Origin of the sequence: Sulfitobacter sp. G21635-S1 (assembly GCF_027213915.1) — a bacterium.
Classification (GTDB): domain Bacteria; phylum Pseudomonadota; class Alphaproteobacteria; order Rhodobacterales; family Rhodobacteraceae; genus Sulfitobacter.
The window spans coordinates 39,576-62,175 of sequence record NZ_JAPWGV010000028.1; the positions used below are offsets into that span (position 1 = coordinate 39,576).

Consider the following 22,600-nt stretch of genomic DNA (forward strand, 5'->3'; position numbering starts at 1 on the left):
GTTTTCCTCCTCCATACTGAAGCCTATAACAACGCTTGTCCGTGAATCCTCTGGCATGCCGGGGTTGTCCGTCACGCGGACGCGCGCATTCTTTCAGATCTCGACAGGCACCGTGAAATGCGCGCCGTCCATTTCGGGCGTCACCGTGATCTGGCAGCTCAGCCGACTGGTCTCGCTGCGTTCAGTTGCTGCGAAATCCAGCATGTCATCCTCCGCATCAGAATGGGCGTCCAGCATCCGGAAGGTCTCGGGGTCCACAAACACGTGACAGGTGGCACAGGCCATGGCGCCACCGCAGTCGGCCAGGATGTCTTCAATACCGGCGTCCCGGGCGGCTTGCATGACTGAAATGCCGCTCGGTGCCTCAACGGTTTTCTTGTCGCCACTCGGCAGGGTGAAGTGCAGTTTTGGCATGGTTTTCCTTTGCTTCGCGCGCGCCTGCGACGCCGGATTCAAGGCCCGCGGCGCTGGCGCGTCATGTCTGGTGTCGTCTGGATTACCGGCTCTCGTCGCGGATCGGGTTGGACAGGGTGCCGATGCCGGAAATCTCGACTTCGATCCGGTCGCCGTCTTTCATGAACAGCTTGGGTTCGCGGAACAGGCCAACACCGCTGGGTGTGCCCGTGGCGATCACATCGCCCGGCAGCAGTTCGGTGACGATGGACAGATAGGCGACCAGTTCGGGGATATTGAACGCCAGATCCGAAATCGGCGTCGATTGCACAACTTCGCCGTTCAGACGTGTTTCCATGGTTTGCGCCGCCGGATCCTTTATCTCGTCCGACGTCACGATCCAAGGCCCCATCGCGCCGCTGTCGACAAAGTTCTTGCCCGCCCAGAACTGCGTTGTGTGGCGCTGGTAATCGCGGATCGAACCGTCGTTGAAACAGCTGTAGCCGCCCACATGGTCCATTGCCTCCGCCTCGGAAATGTTGCGCCCCGCCTTGCCGATGATCACCGCAAGCTCGCCTTCAAAATCGAACCAATCCGATGCCTGCGGGCGGATCATCGGCACCTCGTGGCCGACAACCGAAGACGGGTAGCGCGTAAAGATCGACGGCTTGGCCGGTTTGTCGCGCCCGGTTTCCTTGATGTGGGTCATGTAGTTCAACCCGATGCAGATGATCTTGTCCGGGTTCGGCAGGGGAGACAGCAGCGTGACTGACGCCATGTCCAGCACTTCGCCGGTTTTGGCGGCGGCCTCAAGTTGATCCAGCGCACCGGCCGTCATCACTGCCCGCAGGTCGGGGAAGGTGCCGCGCAGCGCCTTGCCTGCGTCGTGCAGCTTGCCGTCCTGTACAATGCCATATGATGCGGTTCCGTCCGCGGTGACATAAGAGGAAATTCGCATCTGTTCGCTCCGTTGATTGGGTGTTGGTCGGGTTTTAACCCGGGCGGAAGACTTGGGCCGCAGCACTTTGGGTCATGTCCGCTCTGCGGACATCGCTGATCTGAAACAGCCAAAATGATCTTGCCGATGTGAGGGGGCTTGTCCACGTCCCGACACGCGCCCGGCCCGGGCTTGGTCAGCGGGCAGAATGCGCACTCATTCCGGCCGGGCGACCGATTCCAGCCAGGCACAGTTGGGCACGGGGTCTGCCGCGCGCATCCCGCGACGGGCCGCGTCCAGCCGCATGTCGCGCATGCGTTCGCGGGCCGGGTCGCCTTCGGGCATGTGTACCCGCTCATGGCCCCAATAGCTCGGCCCGTCGGTGGTTTCATGGGCCTGCCAGGTCCCGGGCTCGATCACCCGTGCGCCCCAGCCGTATTCAACAAAAAAGCCGGAGGGTGTGGTGGCGTAAAAGCTCATCATGTGATCGTTGGAATGCCGCCCCAGCGTATAGGCCAGGCGCCCCTCTTCCTGTTGCGCAAGGTCATAGCCCTGCCCCACATCGTCCAGCGATTGCAGCTCGACCATGAAATGATGCAGTCCCTTCCGCCCCGATCCCACCATGGCAAAGCTGTGGTGCCGTCCGTTGATGTGGAAGAAATACAGTGGAAAGGGCGTCAGCCCGTAGTCGGTCACGCTGAACCCCAGAAGGTCGCGGTAGAATGGCAAAAGGGCGGTGGCATCCTCCACGTGCAATACCGCATGACCCATGCCCAGCGTGCCCGTCTTGAACCCTGAAATGGGCCGCGCAGGGACAAAGGGATCGCTGGCAATCTGCGGTTTCCAGAACACCTCGATGTGGTTGCCATCGGGATCGTTGAAGGAGATCAGCTGGCTGACCAGTCGCTGATCGGCCAAAGCCGCAGTTTCCACCCGAACCGCAACACCCGCGTTTTCAAGCCGGCTGGCCAGACGGTCCAGATCCTCGGGGTGGTCCACTTCCCAGCCCATGAAATCAAGGCCCTCTTGCCCGTCATCGGTGACCAGAAGCCGTTGCTTGCGATCGTCCATGCGAAAGGCACGCGCATTGCCGCCGCGATCCACCTGCTGCATGCCCAGAAGTTTGGTGGCAAAACTGCTCCAGTCCTCGGTCTTCGAAGATCGGATGCCGATGTATCCAAGCGCGCTGAGGGTCAAGGGACGGGTTCCTTTCGGGCATAATCATGTGCTTCGGGTCATGGTAAACCAACCACGGGCATCTGCACCGGCGGCCCCGTGTTTGTCCGCTTGGCGGACAGATCGGATGGCGTTGCCTGCCAGAGGCCGCCGTTTATTGACATGGCCGGTGCCGGTGCAATGATTATCCAAGGCGTGGCGGGATCATCGGGAGAAAGCACATTTCAAATTTTGGATCTGTCCGGTCGCTTGAGCGGGGATTGCTCATCCTTCAGACATTGAACCGGCGCAACGGCCTGAAAGCGGCAGAGGTTGCAGCCGCCACATCCATTCCGCGCCCCACGGTGTACAGGCTGCTGGAAACCCTGGAGGGCCTGGGTTTTGTCAGCCGCGATCATTCGTCAGAAAAATGGCGCCCGACCCTGCAGGCAAAATCGCTGAGTTCGGGGTTCCGCCATGAGGATTGGGTCACGCAAGCCGCCGTGCCCGAGATGGTGCGGCTGGGGCGGGAGATCCTCTGGCCGCTCGATCTGGTGACCTTTAACGATCACCAGATGGAAATCCGGGAGTCGACACATAACATCAGCCCCTATTCCATTGATCACGGCATGGTCGGGGTGCAATTGCCGGTGCTGGATACCGCGGGCGGACGGGCCTATCTGGCCTTTTCGCGCGAAGAGGAACGCGCGCAAACCCTAGCGGGTCTTCGGGCCAAGCTGGGCCTGCAAAATCCGGTGATGTTGCAAGACGGGCCATTGATGCATGTGCTGGACAGGTGCCGTACATTGGGTGTGGGTTATCGCAAGGAAGGCTACAGGCTGAGCACCCAAAGCATCTCCGCCCCGATCTATAGCGGACCGCGGGTTCTGGCCTGCCTGACCGTGATCTGGACCAGCAGCGCGCTGAGTTTTGAAAAGGCGCTGGATCAGTACCGCGACAAGCTTCTGGCGACCGCCAGGGGGATCACCGATGCGCTTGAACAGCTTGATGTGCCGGACTAATCCGCACAGCCGCCTTTCAATACCCAGTGCTTCGCATTCCGGATCAACGCCTCCGCCTCGGGTGTGCCGTCACAGATGATGCCGTCCTGCAACGGCCGGCCCGCTGACAGCAGACGGTAACCCAGATAGCGATAGGGTTCGGGTACTTTGGAAAAATCGGTCCGCTTCATGAAATCGTTGAATGCGGCACCGGGGACGACCGGATCAAACCGGTCTTTCTCATAGATCGCGACGCGTGCGTGAATGCGCCATCCATCGGCCGTGCGCACCAGCCGATCCACAAACCGCGCATGGCTGGTATAGTCCACTTGGGTCTGCGCAACGGCGAACCGCCCGAGGATCTGGACATTGGTTTCAGCCACCGCCCGGTTCCCCCGGACCTGAACGACGGGCAGCGCGATCAGGTGTTTGACCCGTGGCGCGGCAGGCACATGCATTTTTTGCGAGGCTTCGACAAAATCCGCGAACCAGCCCCGAAACCATGTGACAAAGATCGTGCCGCCCGGGGTGAAGGTTGCTTTCAGATCGTCCCAGCGCCCCTGATCACGGCAGAGACCCCACTTCTGGATCAGCTGGGCAATCTCGGTGATGTCCTTTGTCTCATCCATTGCACGACGCCATGTGTAAGAGAACACTCCGGCGCCGACGGCATTGTCGGCGCCGGAACAGGGTATCAATTCGCGGCAGAGGCCTTGTCGATGGCTGCAACGAACGCGTCATAGAGGGCCTGACCGTTCTCGTGGCCAGCAATCCATTCGGTTGTGGAAACGGACAGCGCGTCTTTCCATTGCTGCGTCAGGGCTTCATCCGGTTCGATCTCCGTGATGTCGTTTGCGGCCAGGACCCGTTCGCGGGCTTCGCCGACGTATTGGTCGAAGGATTTGCCAAATTCTTCCGAGAACACCTTGCCCGAATACTGGTCGATGGCGGCCTTGGCCTTGTCCGGAAGGCTGTCGAACTTGGCCTGGTTCATCACGATCAGCATTGGCGTCGCCCCCAGGGGCATGTCCAGATAATAGCTTACCGTCTCACCCACGCGGAACGTCTCGATCGCGCCGTATTGGGTGAATGTCCCCGCGATCAGGCCACGGCTGATCGCCTCTGCCAGACCCGGTCCGGTGATCCCGCCCACGGGCACCGCGCCCAGTGCGTTGATTGCGCCCAGCATGGTCGGCCCGGGCGCGCGGAAGTTCAGGCCCTTCATGTCGGCAGGCGTGCGCACTTCGGCCGTGCTGGCCACGGCATTGGGAAAGGAGGTCATGACCCCGATCAGCTTGAACTTTTCATAATCGCCGGTAAGCAGCCCCTGTTCGTACACCGACCACATCGCTTCAGAACCGACAGTGCCATTGGGCACCAGAAACGGCAGCTCGCCGATGGTGCCCTGGTCAAAGCGTCCGGGCGTATAGCCGGGGATCACCCAGGCGATGTCTGCCACGCCGTCTTCCACCAGCTTGAGCTGCTGCGCGGGGTTGCGCCCCAATGTGCCGCCTGGAAACATCTGGATATCCAGCGTGCCTTCCGAGGCGGCATTCACCTTTTCCGCCCATGGCGTCAGGATGTTCTTGGTGACATGCGCGACCGGCGGCTCAAAGCTGGAAAACCGCAGGATCTCGGCGGTGGCGGTGGTGCCGAATGCGACGGATGCAACGGTCGCGATCAGGAAATCTCTTAGTTTCATGGTATCCTCCCTTTTATGAACTCACTGTGGCGCTGAAGGATCATTTGCTCGACTGTCCAGCCAAAGCTGTCCGCTTGGCGGACAGGATGATTACCCCATGATGCCGGGCAGCCAAAGCGTGAGCGCGGGAAACAGCACCAGAATGGTCAGGCGCAGCAGATCAGCGACAAGAAACGGCACGATGCCGCGGTAGATCGTGGTTATTCTGACATCGCGGTACATCACGTTCAGCAGCATTACGTTGATACCGATGGGCGGGGTGATCATGCCGATACCGATCACCACCACGTTGATGATGCCCCACCAGACCAGATCGTAGCCCAGCCCCTGGATCACGGGGATAACGAATGGCAGCGTGATGACCATCGCCGCGACCTCGTCAAAGAACGCACCCAGGAAAATGTAGAGCAGCAATATGCCGAAGATCACCATCAAAGGCTGGACCGAAGCCTCCGAGATTACCCCGACAAGAAACGACGCGCCCCCGGTGACCGAGATGAAATAGGAAAAGATCGTTGCCCCGAAAACCATGATGTAGATCATCGCGGTGGACCCGCTGGCCTCGGCCATCACACGCAGGAACGTGGCACGGTCCAGCCTGCGACGCAGCAGCGCAAAGAGGAAAGCGATGACAACACCGATGGCCGCAGCTTCGTTCACGGTAAAGATGCCGGAATAGATGCCGCCCAGCACAACAACTGCCAGCAGGATCACACCCCAGGCGCGCCCGATCGCAGCCAAACGATCGTTGAACGGCAGCTTGTCCGACCGCGGTGCGCTTTCGGGCCTGCGCATCACGGTCACCTGAACGGCAACGGCATAAAACAGAACCGCCAGCAGCGCAGGGATGATCGCGGCGGTGAACAATTGCAGCACCGATTGCTCGGTCAGCACCGAATAGAGGATCATCATCGCAGAGGGCGGCACGATAATACCCAGTGTGCCCCCCGCAGCGACGGCCCCCGAGGCGAGCGACGGATCATAACCGCGTGTCAGCATCTCGGGCATGGCAACCCGCCCGAAGGTGGCTGTTGTCGCCACCCCCGACCCGCAGATCGCGCCAAAGCCTGCGCTGGCCACCACGGTGGTTGTTGCCAACCCGCCCCGGCGGTGGCCAAACAGCGCATTGGCCATCTCATAGACATCAGAGGCCAGCCCGCCCGCCGCCGCAAGGCTGCCCATCAGCATGAACAGCGGGATCACCGCCAGATCCAGCGAGCCCATGGCCGACGCCGGTTCGCTGGCCAGCAGCGAAATCGCAGGCCCCCAGCCCGCGACCTGGGCAAAGCCCACAACGCCGACAAGTGCCATGGAGATGCCAATCGGCACATGGAGCAGTATCAGCCCCATCATCGCGGCGCAGCCAATCACGGCAATAACAAGAGGATCCATATTCGTTTCCTTTAGGTCTTTGTCCGGTCAGAGCTGGGAAGAAAGGTCGTCACGCAAAGCCGCGCCGCTGTTGGTGCCGTCAAACAGGGATGCAAGGTCGATGATCAGAACCATCGCCTGCACGAAGGCCGCCAGCCAAAGCATCACCGTCGCGACGGCCCACCATGGCCAGACCTGCCAGTCCAGCACCCATGTGCGGTCGCCGTTCACCTTGAGCGAGCCGACATAATCGAGGAATTGCCAGGCCATCAGGGCGATCAGAACAAAGGTCAGGGCACTTGAAAACACTTCGAGCAAAGCCTTCGTGCGTCGCCCAGCCACCGCGCCGAAAACTTCGACACGGATGTTCTGTTTCATCGCCAGGTTGGCGGGGATACAGGCCGAGATGACCACCGCCATGACAACCGAACTGACATCGTTCACGCCCTGAAGCGGGGCCTTGAACAACCAGCGCATCAGGACATCCGAGGTTGTCATCAACGCCAGCACCAGCAGGCCGGTGAAACCGACCAGGGCCAGCACGCGGGCCAGCGCCTTTGACCTTTTCCAGATGATCTGCATTGGGTCTCCTCCTCCCTCGCAATGTCTGTGTCGGCACATGGCCGCTGTTCTTCAGGCCGTCATGTCGGCGGCCTGCACTGTCGTCTCTGTGCGTGTCAGCTGCGCGGTGTATCGTTCCAGCGCACCCGTGAGCGCCTCGGGAAAGAATGCCGCGGCGCAATACCGGTCGGGCCGGACCAGCATGATCTGATCACGGTGGGTCCGAAACGGGCGGACCGCCTGAGGATCGACAGGGCACAGGGCCGCCGGATCTCCGCCGCCCAATGTGTCCAGTGTGATCGTGGTCAACGGCAGTCCCAGCAGCCTGTCCTGCTTCAGCGCTGCCAGCGCCCTTGCGCCCGCCGCGCATTGCGCGATCAGGCAAAAGCCGGGCCCGGTGACATCGTCCAGCAACTGAACCTTATTGCCTTGCCGCACCTCGGGCTGGGGGATCATCTCGCCCACCAGCGAACCCTCGAACAGGGGGGCATCCAGATCCAGAAACAAACCTTCAAGATACCGTGGCTTGGGTTTGAACCGCATGTGCACCAGCCAGTCTTTCACAGCCGGAAAGGGCTCAAGCGCCTGCATCATCAGGTCGCGGAACATGATCTGGTCGCGCCCGGCCGGCATCACGATGCTGCCCATCGCCACGGCCAGCTGAATCATGTCCCAGGCGGGCTTGCGGCGCTCGGCCTCGTAGCTTTGCAGAATCTTTGCGCTGGCACCGCCTCGCAGGATCGCGGCCAGTTTCCAGGCCACATTGTGCGCGTCACGCAGGCCTGCGTTCATGCCCTGACCGGCAAAGGGCGGTGTCAGATGCGCCGCATCCCCCATCAACAGAATGCGCCCCGCTTGGAACTGCTCGGCCATGCGGGCATGGAAAGTGTAAACGGTCTTGCGCAGAATATCCTCGGTCCTGAAAGGCCGGTAGGGGGCCATCAGCCCTTCAAGGAACCCGTCCTGCAACACTTGCTCGCGGGTCTCGCCGGGTTGCAGCATGAATTCGTAGCGCCGCCCGCCATGGGGTGCGGGGACACTGACCGTCGGGCGTGAACCGCTGCAAAAAAACTTTGAGTACAAGGTGGTGTCGGGATCGTTCACCGTATCCACGACGATCCAGTCTTCCTCATAGGTGTTGCCGGACATCGCGATGCCCAACCGCTCGCGGATCGGGCTGCGCCCGCCGTCACAGGCCAGCACCCATTGGGTGCGGATCTGATGGCTGTTCCCCTTGGCGTCGCGCAGGGCCACTACCGCGTGGTCAGCGGCGGTGTGCACATCTGTCACCTCGGCGCCGAAATGCAGCGTGCCAGGGGCCGTTTGCGCCGATACATCGCGCAGTGCCGCTTCAAGCTCGGGCTGGAAAAAGAACTGTCGCTTGGCAAAACCGAGGTTGCGCGGCCCTTTGCCTGTCTCGGCAAAGCAATTGCCCAGGTCGTCATAGTACCGCGAGCCGTCGCCTTCCATCGTGTCCTTGAGATAGGTCTTGTCCAGCCCGAAAACCTGCATGGTGCGCGCGCCCTCATCATCAATGACGATGGCGCGCGGCAGGTTCATCGGCCCTGCGGTTTTTTCGAGAACAATACAGTCGACCCCATAGACGGAAAGCAGGTTGGCCGCTGTCAGGCCCGTCGGGCCCGCGCCAACAATGACGACCGGAATATCTTTGGGGTAGTCGGGCATCGGCGGGCCTTTCGGTGTCTTACTTGCTTCACAATCTGTCTTGTTGTGACGTGCGGGTGCGTGCGGCGTCCATGACTTGCCCCAGGCTGTTCACAGGGCGGACAGCCCCGGGTCCGCGCAGGATTTGCGCGCCAGTTTTACCCTGCCACGCAAAAAGCCGCCCTGAGGCGGCTGAGCGGTCTTGATCATGTTCATCGGCATTTCAACCTTGCGGGCGTCTCAAAAGAGGTGCCGCCGCAAGACAGGCGGGGCGTGTCCTGATCCGGGCCAGACACCTTTCCAGATTGGCAGGCAGGTCATATCCACCGTCCTGTTCCGCCCAGTCGAGCACGTAGAAAAGGGCCGCATCCGCTGCGCTGAAGTCACCAAGCAGAAAGGCCGAATGTCCAAGCGCGTTGGACAGAAACCCAAGACCCCTGGCAACTTCCGCACGGCCATGCGCCCTTAGCGTCGCCTGCCCTGCCGGATCGGAAAGAAATTTCTGCGGCATCTTGTCAAAGGTGAAACCGCGCATGTGGACAGATCCGACGATGTAATCCAGCATCTCCGAGATCCTCGCGCGTTTGATCGCGCTGTCCGGGGCCAGGCCCGCTTCGGGAAAGCTGTCGGCAAGCCACATGGCGATTGCAGGAAATTCCGTCAGAACCGATCCGTCCGGAAGCCCAAGGGCTGGAACCTTGCCCTTGGTGTTCTGGGCCAGATATTCCGCACGCCGCTGATCGCCGGCACGCAGGTCGATGATCCTGGTCTCGAATGCGGCGCCGACCTCGTGCAGCAAGAGCAGGATACCGTTGGAGCAGCTTTGCGGTGAATGATAGAATGTCAGCATAAACAGCCCCTATAGACCCAATAGACCCAGGCGCGCCCGGACCTGTTTTGGTGTTTCCAGTTCAAAGCCCAGTTCGCGCACGATCCTTGCTGCTTTCTCTACCATCGCGCGGTTGGATGGTGCCTTCACGCCTTTCTCCAGCCAGACGGCATCCTCCATACCGATACGTATGTTTCCACCCATCAAGGCCGACTGCGCCACCATGGGAAAGGCCATCGCGCCGGTGCCGAACCCCGTCCAGATCGCATTGCCCGGCAAAAGACCGCGCGCGTACAAAAGCGTTTCCGGCAGCGGCACGAAGCCGAATTTAACCCCCATCACGATGGAACACAGCGGCGGTTTCTCGAAGAACTGCTCGGCCATCAGCGTGTTCAGGATCGCCACATCACCGCTGTCGAACAGCTCGATCTCGGGCCGCACGCCGGCCTGCTGGATCAGTGTGCCCATGCGCCGGATCGACGACAGGGTGTTGATCACCACCTCTTCGCCGAAAACCATGGTGTTCAGGTCCAGTGTGGCGATGTCGGGCTTGATGACCAGAACATGCTGCACCCTGTCATCGGGCAAAAGCAGATTGGTCTTGGGCCCGGCGATGGCGGGGTTTTCGGCCGACGGATCGTAGCGCCCGCCATTGCCGGTGGTCAGGTTAATGATCAATTCGTCATTCTTGTCACGAATGCGGTCAACGACTTCCCGGTAAAGAGCCGTTTCCATGGAGGGCAGTTCAGTCTCGGGGTCGCGCACGTGAATATGCACGATGGCGGCCCCCGCCTCTGCGGATGCCAGCGCATCTCGTGCAATTTCCGCGGGCGTGATGGGCAGATTTGCGTTCTGCGCTCGCGATGAAAAGTTACCCAGCAAAGCTGATGTCAGGAAGAGAGATGCCAATCGCGTGCCTCCGGAAAAACAGGTATCGCGATTGTCTGGCAACAAATGGGTCAAGGACAGCAAAAGCCCGAGACTGTTCGTCTGACGGACGGTGGATGGCGCGAAGGCGCTATCCTTCGAGAGCCCTGCTCAACTGTTGTTGCGCCCTGGCGTTGAAACTTCCGCTTGCTGGACAGCCCATTTCTGGCGGTCATCTTCGCGCTGGCAACCGGGCCGACCAGCAACACGCCTGTAAGGGGCGGCAGTTTCCACCGCCGTCCCTTTTGTCAGACCAATGGTTTCAGTTCTGAACGTCTTTCAATGCCGCGACATAGGCATCGTAGAGTGCCTGACCATTCGGATGATCGGCAATCCAGCCGTCAGTCACCGTCTGAAGCTGCGCGTCCCATTTGGACTGCTCCGCATCCGACAGTTGCGTGAACACGCGACTGTCGTCCTGCATCGCGGCTGTCCGGAACTTTCCGATCCACGCATCGAATGCTTCGCCAAACAGCTTTGCAAAGGCGGGGCCCGAGTTCTTGTCGATGGCGGCGCGCGCCGCTTCGGGCAGACTGTCATATTTTTCGCGATTGATCATGACCATGATCGGCGAGGACCCAAGGTTTACATCCAGGTGAAACTTTGCGGCCTCCGCGATGCCGAAAATCGTCAGTGCGACCCATTCATTGATCGAACCGTCAATCAGCCCCCGCGAAAGGCCTTCGGCGATCTGCGGCGCAGTGATCCCGCCAATCGGTGTCGCACCAAGCGCCGTAATGCTGGCCAGCAAGGTCGGACCCGCGCCGCGCAGTTTCAAATCCCTGACCTCTTCCAGGGTTTCGATTTTCCGGGTCGTGGACAACAGGCCCGGCGCGGTCGAGAACATGCCCAGAATCTTTACCGGCTCCATCCCTTCGCCCTGCCACAGACCGTCTTCGACCATCTTCGTCGCGGCGAGGGAGCCATGCAGCGCGTCCGGCACCAGGTTCGGCAGCTCCAGTAGTGTCGCTTCGTTCATCGCACCCGGTGTATAGCCTGGTACGACATAGGCGATATCCGCAGTGCCACCACGCACCATGTCCAGATGCGTTGCAGGGTCACGGCCAAGCGTCCCGGCCGGAAACATCTGGATCGTCAGCGTTCCTTCGGAATCCGCAACAACCCGGTCGGCCCAGACCGACAGAATATCGGCATAGATGAATGATTGCGCGGGTACGCTGGTGGTGAACCGCAGATTTTCCTGCGCCGATGCCCCCTGCCCCGCAAGAGATATCAAAAAGGCCGCGCCGCATCCAAGCAGCGTCTTTGTCATCTTCAGTTTCTTGAGCATATTGTCCTCCCTATGCCGGAAACAACTCCGTCGCGGTCCCATCAGAGGAACCGCCCTGCGGAAGGCCGACATCAAATCTGATCCGGCCCCATTTCCAGGTTTCAGGCTATGGGCCGCACGGGTCCAAACAACGTCAAAAGCCAAACTGTTCGCCTGCTGATAATGGGGTGTTGCCGGGCAGGTGACCTTGCGTCCGCAACCAAGGCGCGGCAGCAGTTCAGTTTTGACGAACAGCGGGCCACAGCCGCGCCACTTCGGTCACATCACGCTGGGCAACCACAATGTAACCTGCGGAAACAGCACCAGAACCGCGATCCGCAGACAATCGGCAAGAAAGAATGCGAGGATACCGCGATAGATCGCAGCCAGCGGGATGTCAGCGCGCATGGAATTCAGCAACATCACGTTGATCCCGATGGGCGGTGTCAGCATGCCCACGCCGATCAGCGCCACGTTCAGGATGCCCCACCAGATCGGATCGTAGCCCAGCGACAGTATGATCGGCAGCACGAATGGCAGGGTAACCACCACCGCCGCCACTTCGTCAAAGAACGCCCCCAGCACCAGATACATCAGCACCAGCAGAAAAATCACCCCCAACGGTGGCAGGCCAAGCCCGTTGATGATGCCCATGATTTCCGCGCTGACCCCGCTCAGGCTGACAAAGTAGGAAAAGATCATCGCGCCGAAGACGATGACATAGATCATCACGGTCGCCACGCTTGCCTCTGACAGCACGGCGACAAAGCTGTCACGGTTCAGGGTGCCGCGGCCCAATGCGAACAGCAGGGCAAAGACCACGCCGACTGCCGCCGCCTCGTTTACCGTGAAGACACCGGAATAGATGCCGCCCAGAACGATCACCGCAAGCGTGATCGCGCCCCAGGACCGCCCGATGGCGCGCAGCCTGTCGCGCAATGGCAGGCGGGCCGACCCCGGCATGGCGTCGGGGTTGCGCCGCGCCACGATTGCAATGGCGACCAGATAAAGCGAGACCGAGAGGATCGCGGGAATGATCGCTGCGGTGAACAGTTTCAGTACCGATTCCTCGGTCAGCACGCCGTAGAGGATCATGATGCTGGACGGCGGCACGATGATGCCAAGCGTGCCGCCCGCCGCGACAGTCCCCGCCGAGATGCCCTTGCCATAACCGCGGTCGATCATCTCAGGCAAGGCGACCCGGCCAAAAGTGGCGGTGGTGGCGACGGATGATCCGCAGACAGCCCCGAAGCCTGCGCTCGCGACGATGGTGGTCGCCGCCAATCCGCCAGGTCGGTGCCCGACCAGCGCCTCTGCCGTGGCGAAGATGTCCTTCGCCAGCCCGCCAATCGCCGCAAGACTGCCCATCAACATGAACAGAGGGACGACCGCTAGATCGAGGTTGGCCATGGTCGCGGCCGGTTCCGATGCCAGCAACTGGATCGCGGGTCCCCATCCCGCGATTGACGCAAAACCGGCCACCCCGACAAGCGCCATCGACACGCCGATGGGCACATGCAGCGCAATCAGGGCAAACATGCCGAGGACACCGAAAAGGGCGATCATCGTCGGATCCATCAACGGTGTTCCTCGCCGGGCAATGTCGAGACCTTGGGCGACGGGCGCAGGCCCGCGTCAGTGCCCCGGACCAGATCCATCACGTCATGCACGACGTTGGAAAGCTGGATGACGGTGGCATAGACAAGGAAAACGGTCGCGGCCCCCCACCATGGCCAGACCGTCCAGGCCAGCACCCATGTCCTGCGATTGCTGTCATGCAGGCCTTGGGTGAAAGGCACAAATTGCCATGCCATCGCCGCGATGAAGATCAGCACGACCAGGCTGGACAGCAGCCGCAGCCAGCGGTTCGGCCGGACTCCCAGGACGCCACCCAGAACCTCGACCGAGATGTTCTTGCGCTCGGCGAGGTTGGCGGGAATGCAGCTGGCGATCACCACCGCCATGACCACGGCAGAGACATCATTGACTCCCTGGATCGGCGCCGAAATGAAGGATCGCAACAGCGCATCCAGTGTCGTCATGCTGGCCAGCACGACCAGCCCGGCAAATCCGATCAGCGCAAGCCAGCTGGCCCCCCGGCGCATCAATTCATCAAATCTGTGCAAAGAACCCCACCCCAAGGCATTGTCTCGTCCGCGAACCTTACGGGGTACTGCAGGAAGACATGAGGTTGATTTGCCGGGTGTTCGCCTGGCGAACGTTGTGGCGGGATCTTCAGGCGGACGCGTGTAGCTCGGCTATTTCTTCCGATGACAGTTTATCGACCAGATCGCGCGAGATCGCGTCCGCCGTGCGCAGCAACTTGGCGCGATACAGTTCCAGGCTCCGCTCGAAGGACATGGATCTGGTGGACCAGATCAGGGTCAGACATGCCAGGATCCGGTCCTCATACCAGATCGGTGCAGAGATGCTGGCGGTCTCGGGGGTGAAATCACCCTTGCGATAGCCGACCCCCAATTCGCGTGTCCGCGCCAGGATCACCGGTAAGGCACCATCCTTCATGACGAAAGGTTCCTGCATGCCGGTCACCTCTGTCACATGGCTCAGCAGGGCGCGTCGCTGGTCTTCGGGCATGAAGGCAAGCATCGCACGCCCGCTTGCGGTCTCCAGCAGGGGCATCTGCCGTCCGACCATGCCGTGGTTGACGGAATAGGGGCTGATCTGATGCGTGGATTCCCGAACCTCCATCTGGTGATTGCGAAAGGCTGCCAGATCGACAGGCCACAAGACATCGCGCCCCAGTTCGACCATATGCGGCACGGCGATCTGGCAGACCCAATCTTCGTCCCGGTAACCGGACGACAGCGATTTGACATGAAGCGTAGGCCGCCACCGGTTCGAGAAATGGTCCTTCGAGACCAGCCCCATCTCTTCCAGGGTCTTGAGCAGCCGATAGACCGAAGGACGCGGAATATCCGTGACCGTAGCGATGTCCGCCGGTCGCGCACCATTCAGCTGGTTGAGCGCCTGCAGGACGGAGATGCCCCGCTGAAGTGCCCTGATGGACGATTCCGAAATCGGCTCTCTCCTCTTTTCCGACCTTCGCAAATGGCCAGGTTGCGCACCTGTCGCAGCTGCGAGAGTACCCAAAGGGTCAATGCAACTGTCGCATTGCAAGGCTGCGGCCCCGGCGTGAGAATCGTGACCCATCCAGATCTAGCATTGATATTTTTGAATACAAAACTTCGAACTGCTCCGTATTCAAAGCCGGTTCGTTGATGTTGTTCAGCAGCCGAACACTCTCCAGTTTGCGGGCGACCCCCTGAAGCGGCCTGGTTAGACAGGTTGCAACCAACCCGCAAAGACCTGCCCGATCCTTTCGGCCAGGGTGTCGTGACTGGAAAAGGATTGCACATGTCCATCGCATCGCTTGGTTATATCGGTGTCAACTCAAGCAAATTGGATGACTGGGATGGCTTTGCCACCCAGTTGCTTGGGATGCAGAAAGTTGACCAGGGCGGTGACATGCGCCTGTTCCGCATGGACGACCGCAAGCAGCGACTCATCGTGACCGGTGAGGGTGAAGAAAACCTTGCTTTCATGGGGTGGGAAACCAATTCACCTGCCGATCTGGATGCGCTGGCCTCACGGCTGGAAAACGCGGGCGTTGCGGTCACATGGCACGGGCCCAACCTTGCCGATGCGCGCCACGTCGCGCGGCTGATCTCTTTTCACGACCCTGACGGCAACCGGCTGGAAGCCTTCTGCGGCCCCGAAATCGCCAGCGACGGGTTTCTCTCCGGGCGTCCGATCTCTGGCTTCAAGACAGGCTCGCTGGGCATGGGTCATGTGGTGCTGCATGTCGCCAACGTGCAGGGCATCCTGCACTTTTACCGTGACATACTGGGCTTCAATGTCACGGACTACGGACAGACCCCCTATCCGCTTTACTTCTTTCACGTGAACGGGCGGCACCACAGCTTTGCCATGGTCGGATCGGGCCGTAAGGGCATCCATCACTTCATGGTCGAACTGCTGTCGCTCGATGATGTCGGACAGGGGTATGACATCGCTCAGGGCCGCGACGAAGGCGTTGCCTATTCGCTGGGCCGCCATTCCAACGATCACATGTTGAGCTTTTACACCAAAACGCCGTCGCAGTTCTTTGTCGAATACGGCTGGGGTGCGCAGGTCATAGATCCGCAGACCTGGGAGCCGTTCGAGACGCACGAAGGCCCCTCCACCTGGGGCCACGAACGCCTGCACCTGCCCGAAGACGACCCGGTGCGCATCAAGATGCGCGAGATGCGCCACGCAACCGCGCAAAACGGTTTTCGCGCCGCCGACCCGAAGCCGAATTGCGCCTGGCTCGACAGCATCGTTCACAATGAGTAATGCGCCGCTGCGCGGCATAGCTTTGGTCGAAGAAACCTGACCCTTGAAGATTTCCCCCTTGGTTCCTCCGGGTGGCACCATCGCCACCGGCAGGCTTTCAAGCCCGGTGACCGACGAAACCTAAACGACAGTTCGCGACAAGGAATACCAGATGAGCAAGTCACACACCGATATCGCGATCATCGGCGGCGGTCCTGTAGGGCTGTGTGCGGCAAACCTGCTGGGCCAGCTTGGCATCAGGACGGTCCTGTTCGAACAGAACGCGACAACTTCCTTCCACCCGCGTGGCCACGTCGTGAACACGCGGACGATGGAAATCTTTCGCAGCTGCGGGCTGGCCGAAGACGTCGATGCGGTCGCCCTGCCACTGGAACGACACGCCGGCATCGGCTTCGTTACCAGCCTTGCGGGTGACACGATCGGCGTCATCGAAACCCGTGGCGATCCAGAATGGGCAAGGATCGAGGCCAGCCAAAGCCCGGTCTTCAAACGCTCCTGCCCGCAGGACAAACTGGAACCGGTTCTGCGCGAACATGCGCAGCGCCGCGACAGCGTTGCACTGCATTTCAGCCACAAGGTAACGGGCGTCACACAGGACGCCAATGGCGTGACCCTGACATGGGAAAACGGCGAGGGCGCAACCGGCGCGACACGGGCGGCCTATGTGATCGCCGCCGACGGGCCACGCAGCCCAACGCGTGAGGCGGTTGGCATCGGCATGGAGGGCAAATCCATCGGCCAGCAAATTGGCCTCTACTTCCATGCCGACCTTTGGAAATATGTCGTTGACCGGCCTTACCTGCTGTACTGGATATTCAACGCGCAGACATCGGGTGTGCTGATCTCTCTCGATGGGCGCTACCGCTGGACCTATAATTTCGGCTATCACACCCATGAATCACGCGATGATTTCACAAAAGAAAGGTGCCTGAACATTTTGCGCGCCGTGATCGGTGCCTCTGACGTCGAGATCGACATCAAGAGCATCATGCCCTGGCGCATGCAGGCGCGCATCGCGGACACATTTTCCGCCGGGCGGGTGTTCATTGCGGGCGATGCCGCCCATCCGCTGCCCCCTACCGGCGGCCAGGGCATGAACACCGGCATTGCAGACATTCACAACCTGATCTGGAAACTGAACCTCGTGCTGGATGGCGCTGCCCCCGCATCTCTGCTGGCGACCTACACCGAAGAACGCCGCCCCATAGCCAGCTTCAACGTCGCGCAGAGCGAACGCAATGCCATGGCCATGGCAAAGCGCGGCCTGTCGGGGATGTTGGCGAACGACAGCGAACTTCTGTCCAGCCTCGAAGGTGCGCAAGGCGCCGCCAACCGCGCCAAACTGGCCGAGGGCATCCCGGAACAGCGCGAACACTTCGATTATCCAGGTCAGACCTTTGGTTTTTCTTACGAGTCCAATCTGATCACATCGGATGGCACACCGTCTCCGCCGTTTTCGGTCAGGAGTTACACGCCCGCCGCGCGCCCCGGAAACCGCGCGCCACATCTGCCTGTCACGCTGGATGGCAAAACCGCCTCGCTGCTTGATCTCTTTTCCCTGGACCGTTTCACCCTGTTGCACGCCGGCGACGGGCAATTCTGGGCCGATGCCGTCACTGCGGCGGACCTGCCCGTGCCGCTGCGCAGCTTTGGCATCGGGGATGGAGGGGATGTCCAGACCGATACAGCGGCCTGGCTCAAACTCTATGGCCTGACCAGAACCGGGGCCGTTCTGATCCGACCGGATGGTCATGTGACATGGCGCTCTGCCAGGGCCGGTGACCCGGCAGAGCTGATTGCAGCCTGCCTGACGGCCGCCGGCACCACGACCAAGGCCATTTCACCAACGACAAATCTCAAAGGGTCGACATGATGCACATACCGAAGACACAGACAGCGATCGTCATCTCTGGTCCCGGCGGACCTGATGTTCTGGTTCCCAGGGAGCTACCTGTTGAAACGCCCGGTGCCGGAGAGATCCTGATTCGCGTGGCCGCCGCGGGCATCAACCGCCACGACATTCACCAGCGCGCCAGCGGCAAGCACAGCGACGGGCGCGCGGTGCCCGGTCTGGAGGTCTGCGGCACGGTCGCGGCCCTGGGTTCCGGGGTCACCGGCATGACGCAGGGGGACAGGGTCATGGCGCTGGTGCCAGGAGGCGGCTACGGCCAATATGTCATCGCGCCTGCCCCGCTTGTCATGCCCGCTCCCGACGGGCTTTCAGATATCGAAGCGGCCGCAATCCCCGAAGCAGTCTTTACCACCTGGTGGAATTTCTTTCACCTGATGTCGCTGCAAAAGGATCAATTCGCCCTTTTTCATGGCGGCACCAGCGGCGTCGGCCACATCGCCCTGCAAGCCATGTCGGCGTTGGGGTACAATGTCATCGCGACGGCCGGCAGCGCGCAAAAGGTCGCCGCCTGCGGCGATTTCGGTGCCATGGCTGCGTTTTCCTATGATGACCCGGAGCTTGCCACCAAGGTGATGGAGGCCACGGGCGGTGCCGGCATATCGACCCTGCTTGACGTGTCCGCCGGGGCGCATATTGCGCAGGATCTGGCGATGATGGCCCCTGACGGCACGATTGCCCATCTGTCGGGTGGCGGGGGCAGCACACTTGATCTGCCGGTGCGCGATCTGATGGCAAAGCGCATCCGCATTACCGGCTCGCTGCTGCGGCCATTGCCGCTTGACCGCAAGTCACAGGTGGCCGATGCGATCCGCCGTGACGTCTGGCCGCTGCTTGGCACCCGCGTCCGTCCGTCGATTGCGCAGGTCTTCCCCCTGACCGATGCCGCCGCCGCACATGCGATGATGGAAACCGGCAGTCATATCGGTAAGATCATGCTGCGCCTCACGCCTGGCTGAGACTCTTCAGGTCTGGTGGCGGGTGATCGTAAGCTGACACAACCACCGTAGCGCCCGATGGATGCTGCGGATGCTTCATATCCGCATCTACCAAAGTGACTTTTTGTAAGCCGCGTCAAGCACCGTGTCGAATTCCTCCGCAGTTGCAGATAGTTCCGCATGGTCCTTCAATATCTCGCCCAGCGTCGGCATGTCCGACCGTGCGGGCCAACTGTCCGGTGCCCAGAGCCTGGACCGGATAAAGGCCTTGGCGCAATGCATATAGACCTGCCGGACCTTGACCACCATCACCGCCAGGGCGGGCCGGTTGTTGACATGTAGCTTGGCACAAAGCTCAGGATCGAGGGTCAGCCGCGCCTCCCCGTTGATGCGCAGAGTCTCGTTCATGCCGGGGATCACAAAGATCAACCCGACGGCAGGGTTCTCGATGATGTTTTCCCAGGTATCGAGCCGGTTGTTACCGGGCCGGTCCGGCAGGGCCAGGGTTGTGTCATCCAGCACTTTGACAAACCCTGGCATATCGCCTTTGGGGGATACATCCGCAGCCCCTTTGCCATCTTGCGATCCGACAAAGACAAAGGGGGAGCGCGCGATAAACCGTCGGGCATGTTCGTCGATCAGACGCAGCTCTTTTCGAACGGCAACGTCGTGAACGTCATCGAACGCCGCTCTGAGCTGGTCTTTGGAGGTGATGTAATCCATTGTTCTCTTCCCTTGGCGTTGAGGCCGCCCGAGCCGGGCAAATGAAACCTCGCACCTATCTGTCAATCCGGTCAACCTGCCCTAGACTGTCGCGGGTTCCGCCTTGCCCAGCATCAGCACCGCAATCGCGGGCAGCACGATCAGCATGGAGACAATGGCGACCACGGCCCAGCCAAACCCGGTTACGACCAATCCGGCGGCGAATGCGCAGATTGTCGAAACAAGCGCGATCAGCGTGTCGTTCAACCCCTGCACGGCGGCTTTCTCTCCGTCTGTCACGGCGGTCGCCAACATGCTGGTTGCCCCGATGAAGCCAAAGTTCCAGCCGACACCAAGCAGGATCAAAGAGCCGTAGAAATGGGCAGAGGACAGGCCCGCTGCAGCACCGACCGCGGCGATTGCCAGGATCACCAGACCGGCCACTGCAATACGCTCCTTGCCGAACCACTTGATCAGAAACCCGGTCACAAAGCTTGGTGCGAACATCGCAACGACGTGCCAGCGGATAACATCGCCTGCGACCGCTTCGGTAAATCCGCATCCCAGCATCGCCAGCGGCGTCGGGATCATCATGAAAATCATCACGCCCTGTGAAATGGCCGCGATGCCGATTGCCCGCCGCACCGGCCCGCGCCGCAGCACGGCGAGAGAGGCAAAGCGTTTGGCCCCCGCGACGCGGCCTGCAGCTGGCGCCCTTGGTATCCGGACAAGGGCAAGCGGGACCATGCCGACCAGAATGACAACGGCGAGCGCCACATAGGCACCTGCCAGGGGAATGGGTGCCAAGGCATCTTTGGCCATGATGAAGACCTGCGGTCCGCCTATCGCGGCCACCAGCCCAGAGGTCAGCATCAGCGATATCGCAACGGGTTGCCACTCGGGGCTGACCACCTCGGCGGCGGCAAAGCGAAAATACTGAAACGAAGACAGCGCCGCGCCAAGAATGAAATGGGCCAGGCACAACAGAACGAAGTTGCCGCTGACCAGCGCCGACGCGCCAAGTGCCGTGCCGGCAAGGGCCAGGACCCCGCCCGCCGCAAAGCCGATCCTGCGGCCAAACCGCCCCATCAGCAGTGAAAAGGGTGCTGCCGCCAGCATCCCGGCCAGGGTCTGGACAGATGCGGGCAGTGTGACAAGCGCCGCATTGGGGGACAGGTGCAATCCCGTCAGGCCGCCCAGAATAAGCAGCATCGGCATTGCAAATCCCAGAATCGTATTGGCCATCAGAAGGCCGATAAAGTTTCCGTTTCGGGCAAATCGTGCAACGGGCATCTGCATATTCCTGTTCGGCTAGCTTGACACAGTCAGCTATAGGAGAGATCACATATGTCTTAAATGACAATCAGGTGTCGAATATGGACAATCATCGCAACGCCCGGAACATTGATGTCCTGCTGTTTGACAACATAAACCTGCTGGACGCGGCAGGGCCGGTGCAGGCGTTCGAGGCCGCGAATACGGATAATCGCATCAGTTACCAGACCCGCTATGTCTCGCTGGACGGGGCACCGGTGCGCGCAGGCTGCGGGTTGCGGCTTGTTGCCGATGCCCGGCTTTCCGCCGCAGCCGGGGGCGCGGACCTGCTGATCCCCGGCGGTGCCGGGGTGGATGCACTGATCACCAACACCGGCCTGCTTGAAATCATCCGAAAACGGGCCGGGACAGAAGGCCGCCTGATTTCTGTCTGTTCAGGGGCATTGGTCCTGGCCGCGGCGGGCGTGTTGGACGGGCTGAAGGCAACGACCCATTGGTCGCGTGAGGAAGACATCCGGAACTACCCCGGGGTTTTCTGGGACCTGGACCGCATCAACATCACCCAGGGCAAGGTCTTTACCTCTGCCGGCGTGACCACCGGTATTGACCTTGCGCTGTCGATCATTCAGGCGGATTGCGGGCCAAAGGTCGCGCTTTCGGTCGCGCGCGAACTTGTTGTCCAGTTGCGCCGCACCGGCGGGCAAAGCCAATATGCCTTTCATCTCGCCGGACAGTTCGCAAAGGGCGAAACCTTGACCGAACTCATTGAAAAGGTTGTTGCGGCCCCGCATCTGGACTGGTCTCTTGATGCCCTGGCCGATGCTGCGGGCATGAACGCGCGCACGTTGACCCGCCGCTTCAAGCGCGACACAGGCGAAACACCGGCGCAATTTGTGGAGAAGGTGCGCGTCGATCACGCCCGCGGCCTGCTCTCGGGAAAGCTGCCGCTCAAGCAAGTGGCGGTCGACTGCGGCTTTGGTGATCTGCAACGCCTGAGACGGGCGTTTCAGCGGCAGTTTGGTGTTCAGTTGAGCGACTACCGCAATATGTTCACCTGACCCTGCGCTGATGTCAGAATTGTTCCTGATCTCAAGGCAGTAGGCGCAGGGCTACGTTATCTCGCCAAAAGGGGCAGATACCCGACGTAACACAGATATACCCCGGCCAGGATAAAGCCGACCGTACTTGCGGTAAGGACCCTGCCGGTTGTCTTGGGGGTCTGCAGTGTCATCTCCGGCACGGCGATCAGCGCCGCCCCTTTTGCAGCGGCAGCGATGCCGATCAAGCTGACGACAATCTCGGCAAACCCCGACCATCGGAAATGGTTGTTCAGCACGATCAGCCCGACAATGAAATGCACGGCCCCGGACAGGTTCAGCAGGATCGGGTCGGCCTGTGCGTTCCCCATGACCATGCGCTGATAGAAGTCGCGGGAGATCGCAAAACCCAGACCGGTCAGCAGCAGATATGGCCCGGCTATTCTTGCGATAAGTTCTGTCATCGGGTCCTCTCCTTCCATCGCGGGCCCGACGGCAAGGGCCACGAACAATGCAAAGGCTATGGCGCAGCCGCCGGTTTCGTCAACCAACCCGCACCGGGGTCGCCCTGC

General features: G+C 60.9%; 22 protein-coding genes. 5 read left to right on the top strand and 17 right to left on the bottom strand.

Annotated elements, in window-relative coordinates; translation table 11 throughout:
- Window positions 1-93: 93 nt before the first annotated feature.
- From O4H53_RS21895 to O4H53_RS21905, 3 genes are all read right to left on the bottom strand, one after another.
- Window positions 94-414, bottom strand: a complete 321-nt coding sequence (locus O4H53_RS21895; protein WP_269367192.1) for a 2Fe-2S iron-sulfur cluster-binding protein — start codon at window positions 412-414, stop codon at window positions 94-96.
- 82 nt (window positions 415-496) lie between these two features.
- Window positions 497-1,351 (bottom strand): fumarylacetoacetate hydrolase family protein, encoded by an 855-nt coding sequence (locus O4H53_RS21900; RefSeq protein ID WP_269367193.1) that lies wholly within the window; start codon window positions 1,349-1,351, stop codon window positions 497-499.
- Between the two features lie 195 nt (window positions 1,352-1,546).
- Complete coding sequence (locus O4H53_RS21905) at window positions 1,547-2,527, bottom strand: VOC family protein (RefSeq protein WP_269367194.1); 981 nt, start codon at window positions 2,525-2,527, stop codon at window positions 1,547-1,549.
- A gap of 200 nt (window positions 2,528-2,727) precedes the next feature.
- Between O4H53_RS21905 and O4H53_RS21910 the strand changes: the two genes are divergently transcribed.
- The gene (locus tag O4H53_RS21910; RefSeq protein ID WP_269367229.1) at window positions 2,728-3,507 is read left to right on the top strand and encodes a helix-turn-helix domain-containing protein; all 780 of its coding nucleotides are present in this window, start codon (window positions 2,728-2,730) and stop codon (window positions 3,505-3,507) included.
- On the opposite strand, the gene O4H53_RS21915 is transcribed toward O4H53_RS21910, so the two are convergent.
- The 11 genes from O4H53_RS21915 to O4H53_RS21965 form a co-directional block, all read right to left on the bottom strand.
- Entirely contained in the window at window positions 3,504-4,115 is a 612-nt protein-coding gene (locus O4H53_RS21915) for a nuclear transport factor 2 family protein (protein ID WP_269367195.1), read from the bottom strand. The two genes, O4H53_RS21910 and O4H53_RS21915, sit on opposite strands and share 4 nt — an antisense overlap.
- A 65-nt stretch (window positions 4,116-4,180) precedes the next feature.
- Window positions 4,181-5,188, bottom strand: a complete 1,008-nt coding sequence (locus O4H53_RS21920; protein WP_269367196.1) for a TRAP transporter substrate-binding protein — start codon at window positions 5,186-5,188, stop codon at window positions 4,181-4,183.
- 90 nt (window positions 5,189-5,278) lie between these two features.
- Window positions 5,279-6,580, bottom strand: a complete 1,302-nt coding sequence (locus O4H53_RS21925) for a TRAP transporter large permease (protein WP_269367197.1) — start codon at window positions 6,578-6,580, stop codon at window positions 5,279-5,281.
- A gap of 27 nt (window positions 6,581-6,607) precedes the next feature.
- Window positions 6,608-7,141 (bottom strand): TRAP transporter small permease, encoded by a 534-nt coding sequence (locus tag O4H53_RS21930; RefSeq protein WP_269367198.1) that lies wholly within the window; start codon window positions 7,139-7,141, stop codon window positions 6,608-6,610.
- 51 nt (window positions 7,142-7,192) lie between these two features.
- On the bottom strand, window positions 7,193-8,806 hold the full coding sequence (locus O4H53_RS21935; protein ID WP_269367199.1) for a bifunctional 3-(3-hydroxy-phenyl)propionate/3-hydroxycinnamic acid hydroxylase: 1,614 nt from the start codon (window positions 8,804-8,806) through the stop codon (window positions 7,193-7,195).
- Window positions 8,807-9,008: 202 nt separating this feature from the next.
- A complete protein-coding gene (locus O4H53_RS21940) occupies window positions 9,009-9,635 on the bottom strand; it encodes a glutathione S-transferase family protein (RefSeq protein ID WP_269367200.1) in 627 nt (208 codons plus the stop codon).
- Window positions 9,636-9,644: 9 nt separating this feature from the next.
- On the bottom strand, window positions 9,645-10,523 hold the full coding sequence (locus tag O4H53_RS21945) for a 3-keto-5-aminohexanoate cleavage protein (protein WP_269367201.1): 879 nt from the start codon (window positions 10,521-10,523) through the stop codon (window positions 9,645-9,647).
- A gap of 280 nt (window positions 10,524-10,803) precedes the next feature.
- Complete coding sequence (locus tag O4H53_RS21950) at window positions 10,804-11,832, bottom strand: TRAP transporter substrate-binding protein (protein ID WP_269367202.1); 1,029 nt, start codon at window positions 11,830-11,832, stop codon at window positions 10,804-10,806.
- Between the two features lie 258 nt (window positions 11,833-12,090).
- On the bottom strand, window positions 12,091-13,377 hold the full coding sequence (locus O4H53_RS21955) for a TRAP transporter large permease (protein ID WP_269367203.1): 1,287 nt from the start codon (window positions 13,375-13,377) through the stop codon (window positions 12,091-12,093).
- Between the two features lie 11 nt (window positions 13,378-13,388).
- The gene (locus O4H53_RS21960; protein WP_269367204.1) at window positions 13,389-13,916 is read right to left on the bottom strand and encodes a TRAP transporter small permease; all 528 of its coding nucleotides are present in this window, start codon (window positions 13,914-13,916) and stop codon (window positions 13,389-13,391) included.
- 130 nt (window positions 13,917-14,046) lie between these two features.
- A complete protein-coding gene (locus tag O4H53_RS21965; protein WP_269367205.1) occupies window positions 14,047-14,880 on the bottom strand; it encodes an IclR family transcriptional regulator domain-containing protein in 834 nt (277 codons plus the stop codon).
- Window positions 14,881-15,186: 306 nt separating this feature from the next.
- Here O4H53_RS21965 and O4H53_RS21970 point away from each other — a divergent pair, with 306 nt between their 5' ends.
- The 3 genes from O4H53_RS21970 to O4H53_RS21980 all read left to right on the top strand — a co-directional run bounded on the left by O4H53_RS21970 (window position 15,187) and on the right by O4H53_RS21980 (window position 19,035).
- Window positions 15,187-16,167: a VOC family protein gene (locus O4H53_RS21970; RefSeq protein ID WP_269367206.1), complete on the top strand. Its 981-nt coding sequence runs from the start codon at window positions 15,187-15,189 to the stop codon at window positions 16,165-16,167.
- A gap of 151 nt (window positions 16,168-16,318) precedes the next feature.
- Window positions 16,319-18,040: an FAD-dependent monooxygenase gene (locus O4H53_RS21975; protein ID WP_269367207.1), complete on the top strand. Its 1,722-nt coding sequence runs from the start codon at window positions 16,319-16,321 to the stop codon at window positions 18,038-18,040.
- Window positions 18,040-19,035: an NAD(P)H-quinone oxidoreductase gene (locus O4H53_RS21980; RefSeq protein ID WP_269367208.1), complete on the top strand. Its 996-nt coding sequence runs from the start codon at window positions 18,040-18,042 to the stop codon at window positions 19,033-19,035. Before O4H53_RS21975 ends, O4H53_RS21980 begins: the two co-directional genes overlap by 1 nt.
- Window positions 19,036-19,122: 87 nt before the next feature.
- Here O4H53_RS21980 and O4H53_RS21985 read toward each other — a convergent pair whose 3' ends face one another.
- Both O4H53_RS21985 and O4H53_RS21990 read right to left on the bottom strand, forming a co-directional pair.
- A complete protein-coding gene (locus O4H53_RS21985; RefSeq protein ID WP_269367209.1) occupies window positions 19,123-19,737 on the bottom strand; it encodes a pyridoxamine 5'-phosphate oxidase family protein in 615 nt (204 codons plus the stop codon).
- Window positions 19,738-19,818: 81 nt separating this feature from the next.
- Window positions 19,819-21,009 (bottom strand): MFS transporter, encoded by a 1,191-nt coding sequence (locus tag O4H53_RS21990; RefSeq protein ID WP_269367210.1) that lies wholly within the window; start codon window positions 21,007-21,009, stop codon window positions 19,819-19,821.
- Between the two features lie 83 nt (window positions 21,010-21,092).
- Here O4H53_RS21990 and O4H53_RS21995 point away from each other — a divergent pair, with 83 nt between their 5' ends.
- Complete coding sequence (locus O4H53_RS21995) at window positions 21,093-22,049, top strand: GlxA family transcriptional regulator (protein ID WP_269367211.1); 957 nt, start codon at window positions 21,093-21,095, stop codon at window positions 22,047-22,049.
- Window positions 22,050-22,105: 56 nt separating this feature from the next.
- On the opposite strand, the gene O4H53_RS22000 is transcribed toward O4H53_RS21995, so the two are convergent.
- A complete protein-coding gene (locus O4H53_RS22000; RefSeq protein WP_269367212.1) occupies window positions 22,106-22,492 on the bottom strand; it encodes a hypothetical protein in 387 nt (128 codons plus the stop codon).
- Between the last annotated feature and the right edge of the window lie 108 nt (window positions 22,493-22,600).

What these genes read in the sequence shown, in the direction of transcription:
- O4H53_RS21895 (WP_269367192.1), bottom strand. Translation starts at nt 414, where the DNA reads ATGCCAAAACTGCACTTCACCCTGCCGAGTGGCGACAAGAAAACCGTT.
- O4H53_RS21900 (WP_269367193.1), bottom strand. Translation starts at nt 1,351, where the DNA reads ATGCGAATTTCCTCTTATGTCACCGCGGACGGAACCGCATCATATGGC.
- O4H53_RS21915 (WP_269367195.1), bottom strand. Translation starts at nt 4,115, where the DNA reads ATGGATGAGACAAAGGACATCACCGAGATTGCCCAGCTGATCCAGAAG.
- O4H53_RS21920 (WP_269367196.1), bottom strand. Translation starts at nt 5,188, where the DNA reads ATGAAACTAAGAGATTTCCTGATCGCGACCGTTGCATCCGTCGCATTC.
- O4H53_RS21925 (WP_269367197.1), bottom strand. Translation starts at nt 6,580, where the DNA reads ATGGATCCTCTTGTTATTGCCGTGATTGGCTGCGCCGCGATGATGGGG.
- O4H53_RS21930 (WP_269367198.1), bottom strand. Translation starts at nt 7,141, where the DNA reads ATGCAGATCATCTGGAAAAGGTCAAAGGCGCTGGCCCGCGTGCTGGCC.
- O4H53_RS21935 (WP_269367199.1), bottom strand. Translation starts at nt 8,806, where the DNA reads ATGCCCGACTACCCCAAAGATATTCCGGTCGTCATTGTTGGCGCGGGC.
- O4H53_RS21940 (WP_269367200.1), bottom strand. Translation starts at nt 9,635, where the DNA reads ATGCTGACATTCTATCATTCACCGCAAAGCTGCTCCAACGGTATCCTG.
- O4H53_RS21950 (WP_269367202.1), bottom strand. Translation starts at nt 11,832, where the DNA reads ATGCTCAAGAAACTGAAGATGACAAAGACGCTGCTTGGATGCGGCGCG.
- O4H53_RS21955 (WP_269367203.1), bottom strand. Translation starts at nt 13,377, where the DNA reads ATGATCGCCCTTTTCGGTGTCCTCGGCATGTTTGCCCTGATTGCGCTG.
- O4H53_RS21960 (WP_269367204.1), bottom strand. Translation starts at nt 13,916, where the DNA reads ATGCGCCGGGGGGCCAGCTGGCTTGCGCTGATCGGATTTGCCGGGCTG.
- O4H53_RS21970 (WP_269367206.1), top strand. Translation starts at nt 15,187, where the DNA reads ATGTCCATCGCATCGCTTGGTTATATCGGTGTCAACTCAAGCAAATTG.
- O4H53_RS21975 (WP_269367207.1), top strand. Translation starts at nt 16,319, where the DNA reads ATGAGCAAGTCACACACCGATATCGCGATCATCGGCGGCGGTCCTGTA.
- O4H53_RS21980 (WP_269367208.1), top strand. Translation starts at nt 18,040, where the DNA reads ATGCACATACCGAAGACACAGACAGCGATCGTCATCTCTGGTCCCGGC.
- O4H53_RS21985 (WP_269367209.1), bottom strand. Translation starts at nt 19,737, where the DNA reads ATGGATTACATCACCTCCAAAGACCAGCTCAGAGCGGCGTTCGATGAC.
- O4H53_RS21990 (WP_269367210.1), bottom strand. Translation starts at nt 21,009, where the DNA reads ATGCCCGTTGCACGATTTGCCCGAAACGGAAACTTTATCGGCCTTCTG.
- O4H53_RS21995 (WP_269367211.1), top strand. Translation starts at nt 21,093, where the DNA reads ATGGACAATCATCGCAACGCCCGGAACATTGATGTCCTGCTGTTTGAC.
- O4H53_RS22000 (WP_269367212.1), bottom strand. Translation starts at nt 22,492, where the DNA reads ATGACAGAACTTATCGCAAGAATAGCCGGGCCATATCTGCTGCTGACC.